General features: G+C 69.7%; 7 protein-coding genes. 2 read left to right on the forward strand and 5 right to left on the reverse strand.

The genetic code is table 11. The features are described 5' to 3' along the window. The 5 genes from A9X04_RS09400 to A9X04_RS09420 form a co-directional block, all read right to left on the reverse strand. Positions 1-972 (reverse strand): sigma 54-interacting transcriptional regulator (locus tag A9X04_RS09400; protein WP_067919634.1); only part of this gene is annotated, 972 nt, incomplete at its 3' end. Positions 973-1013: 41 nt separating this feature from the next. Next, a complete protein-coding gene (gene purH, locus A9X04_RS09405) occupies positions 1014-2618 on the reverse strand; it encodes a bifunctional phosphoribosylaminoimidazolecarboxamide formyltransferase/IMP cyclohydrolase (RefSeq protein ID WP_067919636.1) in 1605 nt (534 codons plus the stop codon). Then, the gene (gene purN / locus A9X04_RS09410) at positions 2615-3262 is read right to left on the reverse strand and encodes a phosphoribosylglycinamide formyltransferase (RefSeq protein ID WP_067919637.1); all 648 of its coding nucleotides are present in this window, start codon (positions 3260-3262) and stop codon (positions 2615-2617) included. Before purN ends, purH begins: the two co-directional genes overlap by 4 nt. Before the next feature lie 21 nt (positions 3263-3283). Beyond that, entirely contained in the window at positions 3284-4657 is a 1374-nt protein-coding gene (locus A9X04_RS09415; RefSeq protein ID WP_067919645.1) for a DUF6350 family protein, read from the reverse strand. Positions 4658-4705: 48 nt separating this feature from the next. After that, the gene (locus tag A9X04_RS09420) at positions 4706-5590 is read right to left on the reverse strand and encodes a DUF5336 domain-containing protein (protein WP_067919646.1); all 885 of its coding nucleotides are present in this window, start codon (positions 5588-5590) and stop codon (positions 4706-4708) included. 257 nt (positions 5591-5847) lie between these two features. Between A9X04_RS09420 and A9X04_RS09425 the strand changes: the two genes are divergently transcribed. Next, complete coding sequence (locus tag A9X04_RS09425) at positions 5848-6696, forward strand: LLM class F420-dependent oxidoreductase (RefSeq protein ID WP_067919647.1); 849 nt, start codon at positions 5848-5850, stop codon at positions 6694-6696. 275 nt (positions 6697-6971) lie between these two features. Continuing rightward, on the forward strand, positions 6972-7360 hold a 389-nt coding region (locus A9X04_RS09430), incomplete at its 3' end, for a PPE family protein (RefSeq protein ID WP_156764292.1).

The raw sequence follows: 7360 nt of genomic DNA on the forward strand, positions 1-7360 counted from the left end.
CACCGCGCCGCGGTGCCGGGCGGCGGCCGCTACCGTTTCGGCCGCGGCGATCGCGAACCGCGCCGACACCCCGGAGCGCTGGTCGACCGAACTGGACTCCCGCAGATACCGGGCGAACCGGGCGATCACCTGCATCAGGTAGTCGGGCACCAGCGCGGACAGGTGCGCCTCCTGCACGATCACGCCCACCTCCGCGTCGAGCTCCAGCGGGTAGTGGGTGCGGATCTCCGCGCCGAACCGGTCTTTGAGCGGGGTGATGATGCGACCGCGGTTCGTGTAGTCCTCGGGGTTGGCGCTGGCCACCACCAACACGTCGAGCGGCAGGCGCAGCGTGTACCCGCGCACCTGGATGTCGCGCTCCTCCATCACGTTGAGCATCGACACCTGGATGCGCTCGGCGAGGTCGGGAAGCTCGTTGACCGCGACGATGCCGCGGTGCGCGCGCGGGATCAGGCCGTAGGCGATGGTCTCGGGGTCTCCCAGGCTGCGGCCTTCGGCGACCTTGATCGGGTCGATGTCGCCGACCAGGTCCGCGACGCTGGTGTCCGGCGTGGCCAGCTTCTCGGTGTAGCGCTCGCTGCGGTGCTTCCACTCCACCGGCAGGTCGTCGCCCAGGGTGGCGGCCTTGCGGATGGACTCCGGTGTGATCGGTGAGTAGGGGTGCTCGCCCAATTCCGCCCCGGCGATCACCGGCGTCCACTCGTCGAGCAGCCCGACCAGCGCCCGCAGGAGCCGCGTCTTGCCCTGGCCCCGCTCGCCGAGCAGGACGAAGTCGTGTCCGGCGATGAGCGCCCGCTCCAGCTGGGGCAGGACGGTGTCGTCGAAACCCAGGATCCCGGGCCAAACCTCGTCGCCCTCCGCCAGCGCGGTCAGCAGATTTTCCCGGATTTCCTGTTTGACTCCCCGCTCACGGTGGCCGGCGGCACGCAGCTCGCCGACGGTTCGGGGCAGATTGCTGGGTGATGGCACCACTCCACGCTACGCGTTGGCCAATCGCCGCACGCGCCGAACGTTCAGTGCGCGAAGTGACGGGCCCCGGTCAGATACAGCGTGATGCCGGCGTTGGCCGCCGCCGCGGTCACCTCGTCGTCGCGCACCGACCCGCCGGGGTGCACGATCGCCTTCACGCCGGCGGCCGTCAGCGTCTCGAGCCCGTCAGGGAACGGGAAGAACGCGTCGGATGCGGCCACTGCGCCGCCGACAGCTCTGACCCGATCGCCGCCGCGCGCATTCCCTCTTTCAACGGCCAGCCGGGCGGCGTCCACTCGGTTCACCTGTCCCATGCCGACGCCGATGGTGGCCCCGCCGCAGGCGATCACGATGGCGTTCGACTTCACCGCGCGGCACGCCCGCCACGCGAAGACCAGGTCGGTCAGCGTCGCCGGATCAGCCGGGGACCCCGTAGCCAAGGTCCAGTTCGCCGGGTTGTCGCCGTGCGCGTCGAGCTCGTCGCGCTGCTGCACCAGCAGCCCACCGCTGATCGGCCGCAGCTCGGTGCCGCCGGTCAGCGGCTCGGAGGCCAGCAGCACCCGGATGTTCTTCTTGCGCGTCAGCGCCTCCAAAGCCTCCGGCGCGTAGGCGGGCGCGATGATGACCTCGGTGAAGATGGTGCTCACGTACTCGGCCATCTCGAGGCTGACCTCGGTATTGGCCGCGATGACGCCGCCGAAGGCGCTCAGCGGATCGCATTCGTGGGCCTTGCGGTGCGCGTCGGCCACCGATTCGGACGAGATGGCGATCCCGCACGGGTTGGCGTGCTTGATGATCGCGACGCAGGTCTCTTCGTGGTCGAAGGCGGCCCGCCATGCCGCGTCGGCGTCGGTGAAGTTGTTGTACGACATCTCTTTTCCGTGCAGCTGCTCGGCTTGCGCCAGTCCTGGCCACGCGGCCGGGTCGCTGTAGAGCGCCGCCTGCTGGTGCGGGTTCTCGCCGTAGCGCAGCATCGCCGTGCGGGTCCAGCTGCGCCCCAGCCACTTGGGGAACGCGGTCGGCGGGTGCTCCGGCGCCAGCGTCGACTCCATCCAGCCCGCGACGGCGATGTCGTATTCCGCGGTGTGCTGAAACGCCAGCGCGGCCAGCTTCTTGCGCTCGGCGAGGGTGAAGCCGCCGTGCCGCACCGCGGCGAGCACGCCGTCGTAGCCGCGCGGGTCGGTGATCACCGCCACGCTGGGATGGTTCTTCGCGGCCGCGCGGACCATCGACGGCCCGCCGATGTCGATCTGCTCGACGCACTCGTCGAGGCTGGCGCCCGAGTCCACGGTCTCGCTGAACGGGTAGAGGTTGACGACGACGAGTTCGAAGGCGGCGATCCCGAGTTCCTCGAGCGCCGCGGCGTGCTCGGCCTTGCGAAGATCCGCGAGCAGCCCGGCGTGCACCCGCGGGTGCAGCGTCTTGACCCGGCCGTCGAGCACCTCGGGGAAGCCGGTCAGCTCCTCCACCCGGGTGACCGGAATCGCTTTGTCGGCTATGGTCTTCGCCGTCGACCCGGTCGACACGATCTCGACGCCCGCGTCCGCCAGCCCTTGGGCGAGTTCGACCAGGCCGGTCTTGTCGTAGACGCTGATCAACGCGCGGCGGATCGGCCTTTTCGCCGTTTCCGGCCAGTCGTCGGTGCTCATCGGTTGCTCGCCTTTCGTCCGATCGTCGCTGTTCTCCCGACCAGGGTCAGGCCGCCGGTCGCGATCCCGGCCACCACGTCCACCAGGAGCTTCCGCTCGGTGACCTTGATGCGTTCGTGCAGGGTCTCGACGCTGTCGCCGTCGAGCACCGGCACGGCCTGCTGGGCCAGGATCGGCCCGGTGTCCGTCCCGGCGTCCACCAGGTGCACCGTACAGCCTGTGACCTTGACGCCGTAGGCCAACGCGTCGGCGACCCCGTGCGCCCCGGGGAACGCCGGCAGCAGCGCCGGATGCGTGTTGACGATCCGCCCGTAGAATCGGGAAAGAAATTGCGGCCCAAGTATTTTCATGAACCCCGCCGACACCACCAGGTCGGGCGAGTTGGCCGCGGTGGTCTCGGTGATGGCCGCGTCCCAGGCGGCGCGGTCGGGGTGGTCGCCGAGGCGGGCGGTGAAGGTCGGCAGTGCGGCCCCAGCGGCGATCTCGAGGGCCGGGCAGTCGCGATCGGCGCCCACCGCCACCACCCGGGCCGGGTACTCGCCGACCGCGGCGTCGAGCAGGGAGCTCAGCAGCGACCCGGTGCCCGACGCCAGCACCACCACCCGCGCCGGCGCGCTCGGGGGCACATGGAGCGGTTCGGGCACAGGGAGAAAGCCTAGTGGGAGCTACTCGTCGTGGTCGCGGTCGGTCGCGGTCGGCTCCGCGTCGCCGGGGGGCGGCGCGACCTCGTCGCCGGTGATCGCCGCGTCGTCGTCGCTGACGGGCGCGTCGTCAGCGGCGACCTCGTCGGGATCGGCGAAATCGGCCGGGGGCTCGTCGATCGGCTCGCCGTCCGGCTCGTCGAAGATCTCCGCAAAGTCCGCGGGCGCGGCCGCGGCGGGCGCGGGCTTGGGCTTGGGCCGTCGGGGCCGCGCCCGGACGCCGCCGGTCATGAACAGCGTGATCCCGCCCACGACCGAGAACCAGAAGAACACCCCGGCCAGCAGGGCGCCCTGGTCGACGCCGACATCGCCGAAGTTTCCCAGCCGGCCGCTGCCGCCGTAGGCGAGCAAGGACATCGCCAACGCCCCCGCGGCCGAGGCGATCAGCAGCTTGGCCATCGCCGGGATCAGCGGCAGCGCGCGCCGAGCGCACTGTTGCCCGACCGCCACCCCGGACGACGCCCCGATGATCAGCAGCGCGACCCATACCGGCCCGAGCGGCGGCCGGGGGGCGGCGGCCAGGATCGGCAGCGCCGGGATGTCGCCGCCGAACACGGTGAACGAACTGAACGTCGCGAATCCGAGGTGGGCGCTGGACCCGACGGCCATCGCCGAGGTGCCGACGATGACGTTGGGTGCGTACAAGATCGACAGCACCGTGAGGCTGAACTGCCCGAAGATCGAATCGGTGATCCCGTAGAGGTCTTGCATGGTCGCCCAATGCACCACCAGCGAGGCCGCCGTGACCATGCCGGACAGCCCGAGCAACGCCAGCACACCCGCGGACGCGGCCCGCAGGGCGTCGCCCAGCCACGGCGGCAGCGACGACGCCGCCAGCGCCCGTCGTCCCACCCGGGACCACACGCCGATCGCGGCGCCGACGGCATGCACGACCAGAACGCTGGCGAACGCGCGCAGGGCGCTGGGCGTCTGCAGCTCGGTGATCACCGACGACGCGTCGTGGATGACGGCCAAGGCGATCGCCGCGATCAGCAGGGGGCCGCCCAGCGCGGACGCGACGACCCAGCGGACCACCAGCCACGAGGAATACGGGGAGATGGCCCGCGCCGTGCTGCGCGCCGTGGCCCAGATCATCAGCAGCACCGGCAGTAGCGGCATGACGCCCAATTCGCGGCCGCCGATGGAAATCGGCACCTGGTGCACGCCGAGCCACATGCTGGCGATCGCGCCCAGCGCCCCGGTCATGTCGCTGTTGGCGATCAACAACTGCAGCAACGTGACCGCGGCGATGATGACCAGGGCCACCACCGCCGGTCCGAACGCAACTCGGACTAGGTCACGCGCCTGGCGGGCGCCCGCTGGCCGGCCGTTTTCCACCCGTGTCACTCTTGGCGCACGTCCCCGACTAGGCGCGCAGGCGCGCCGTTAGGACGGCGCTGGGCCAGACTGCGACGAAGGCGACTGCTGCTCCTGGCCGTAGGGCTGCTGGCCCCCGGCCTGGTTGGAGTAGTTGGACGATGAGCCCTCGGAGCCGGCACCGGCCGCAGGGGGCGGGCTGAAGCTCGGGAAGCCGGTGGGCGGCGTGGACGGACCTTGCTGCGCGGCCTGCTGAGGCCCGGACTGCGGCGCGGGCTGGGCGCCGAAACCGCCGGTCGGAACCGCGGTTTGGGTCGGGCCCTGGCCGGCCCCGTATCCGCCGTACTGCGACCCGTACCCGGGGTGCTGCGGCGATTGCTGCTGGCCGTAGTAGGGCTGCTGGCCGTACTGCCCGTATTGGCCGTACTGACCGTACTGGGCGTACGGGTCGTATTTCGGCCGCGGCGTCGGCGCCGTGATGACACCCGCTTCCAAGAGAACGACGACGACGGCGGCGATCGCCTGGAGCACGGCGCAGGCCACCAGAGGCCACATCGCCCAGCCGACCGAGACGCCGGCGGGCAGGTTGATGGTCTCGGTGATGGCGAGCAAGCCACCCAGGACCGCGATGACCGCGACGATTCCCGCGTAGCTCTTGGCCTTGGGCACCAGGCTCAGGCCCGCGAGCAGCGCCGCCAGCACCGCGACGATGACGGCCGTGCCCGCGTCACCGGCGCGGCCGCCGACGCCCGGGCCGAGGTCGGCGCCAATCGTGAAGGTCGGCCCGAAGTTCAACAGGTACACCGCGAGTCCGAGGACGATCACCGCGATGTTCAGGTAGAGCGGGAGCTTGCTGGCGCCGTCATCGTCCTTGGTGAACGACGGTGTGCTGCCTGCGTAGGAGCCGCCAGGCGGCGCGGTCGGGTATCCGGGGCTGCCGGGCGAGTAGGTCATGGCTCCTCCTGTTGCTTCCAGTGCCTTTGAAGTGCCTTTGCGGGCGCCACAGTTGCGTCGCGACCCTGTGCTTGCGGGCGCGCCGTTCCATAACCGCCGTGCCCGGCGCTTGCGTTGCGACGCGATCGATCAACCACGCTAGCGCACTTCGCGATGCCGGTGCCGTGGCGACCGGCACGGACACCGGAGCGCCGCCGATCCGTGCCGCCGCGACGGGAGCTTGCCCAGCGGAGGTAGAACACGTTCTAATTCACCCCATGGATTACGGGCTTGTGCTTTTCACCAGCGACCGCGGCATCTCTCCGGCGTCGGCCGCGAAACTTGCCGACGAACACGGCTTCACGACCTTTTACGTGCCGGAACACACCCACATCCCGATCAAGCGCGAGGCGGCGCACCCGACGACCGGCGACGCGTCGCTGCCCGACGACCGCTATATGCGGACGCTAGACCCATGGGTAAGCCTGGGGGCGGCCTGCGCCGTCACGTCGCGGGTCCGGCTGTCCACCGCGGTGGCGCTGCCCGTCGAGCACGACCCGATCACGCTGGCGAAAAGCATTGCGACCCTCGACCATCTGTCCGGCGGGCGCGTCAGCCTCGGCGTCGGATTCGGCTGGAACACCGATGAGCTCGCCGACCACGGCGTGCCGCCCGCCCGCCGCCGCACCATGCTGCGCGAATACATCGAAGCCATGCGCGAGCTGTGGACCGAGGAGGAAGCCGCCTACGACGGCGAGTTCGTCAAGTTCGGGCCCAGCTGGGCGTGGCCCAAACCCGTTCAGCCGCACATTCCGGTGCTGGTCGGCGCGGCCGGAAACGAGAAGAACTTCAAGTGGATCGCCCGCAGCGCCGACGGCTGGATCACCACGCCCCGCGACTTCGACATCGACGAGCCGGTGAAGTTGCTGCAGGACACCTGGGCGGCCGCCGGCCGCGACGGTGCCCCGCAGATCGTCGCCCTGGACTTCAAGCCGGTGCCCGAGAAGCTCGCCAAGTGGGCCGAGCTCGGCGTGACCGAGGTGCTGTTCGGCCTGCCGGACAAGTCCGACGACGAGGTCGCCGCTTATGTGGAGCGGCTGGCCGGCAAGCTGGCGGCCCTCGTCTGACAGCCCTTCGTATCCGCCAGACATAAACCACGGCGACCGGCACCGGCGTGTCGTTCACGTGGTTTATGTGTCGCGGAACTTTGCATGAACCAGCGGTTGCGATAGCCGAAAGATGGCACGTCCCAGACGTTTTCACTGAGTAGGCAGCGCGGCAACGCGCCTATAGGATTTTAGACCCTATATACGTAATTACACGATTTCAGAACATAGCTATGTGGTTTGAGGCGCTGTCGAGATCAGTTCGACGATTACGAATCTGAATAGGGAAAAAGGCTATGGACTTCGCATCGCTGCCGCCAGAGGTCAATTCCGGTCTGATGTATGCCGGCCCCGGAGCCGGTCCAATGCTGGAAGCCGCGGCGGGCTGGGACGCGCTGGCCGCCGAACTGGACTCCACAGCCAGCGACTACTCGTCGGTGATCGCGGGGTTGACCGGGCAAGCGTGGTCGGGTCCGTCGTCAATGCTGATGACGGCCGCGGCCACACCCTATGTGGAGTGGCTATCTCTTACCGCCGCTCAGGCCGGGCAGACCGCCGCCCAGGCCTACACGGCGGCGGCGGCCTACGAAGCGGCGTTTGCGATGACCGTGCCCCCGCCGGTGATTGCGGCCAACCGGGCGCAGTTGATGGCGTTGATCGCGACCAACTTTCTCGGGCAGAACAC

Origin of the sequence: Mycobacterium sp. E3247, from assembly GCF_001667785.1 — a bacterium.
Classification (GTDB): domain Bacteria; phylum Actinomycetota; class Actinomycetes; order Mycobacteriales; family Mycobacteriaceae; genus Mycobacterium.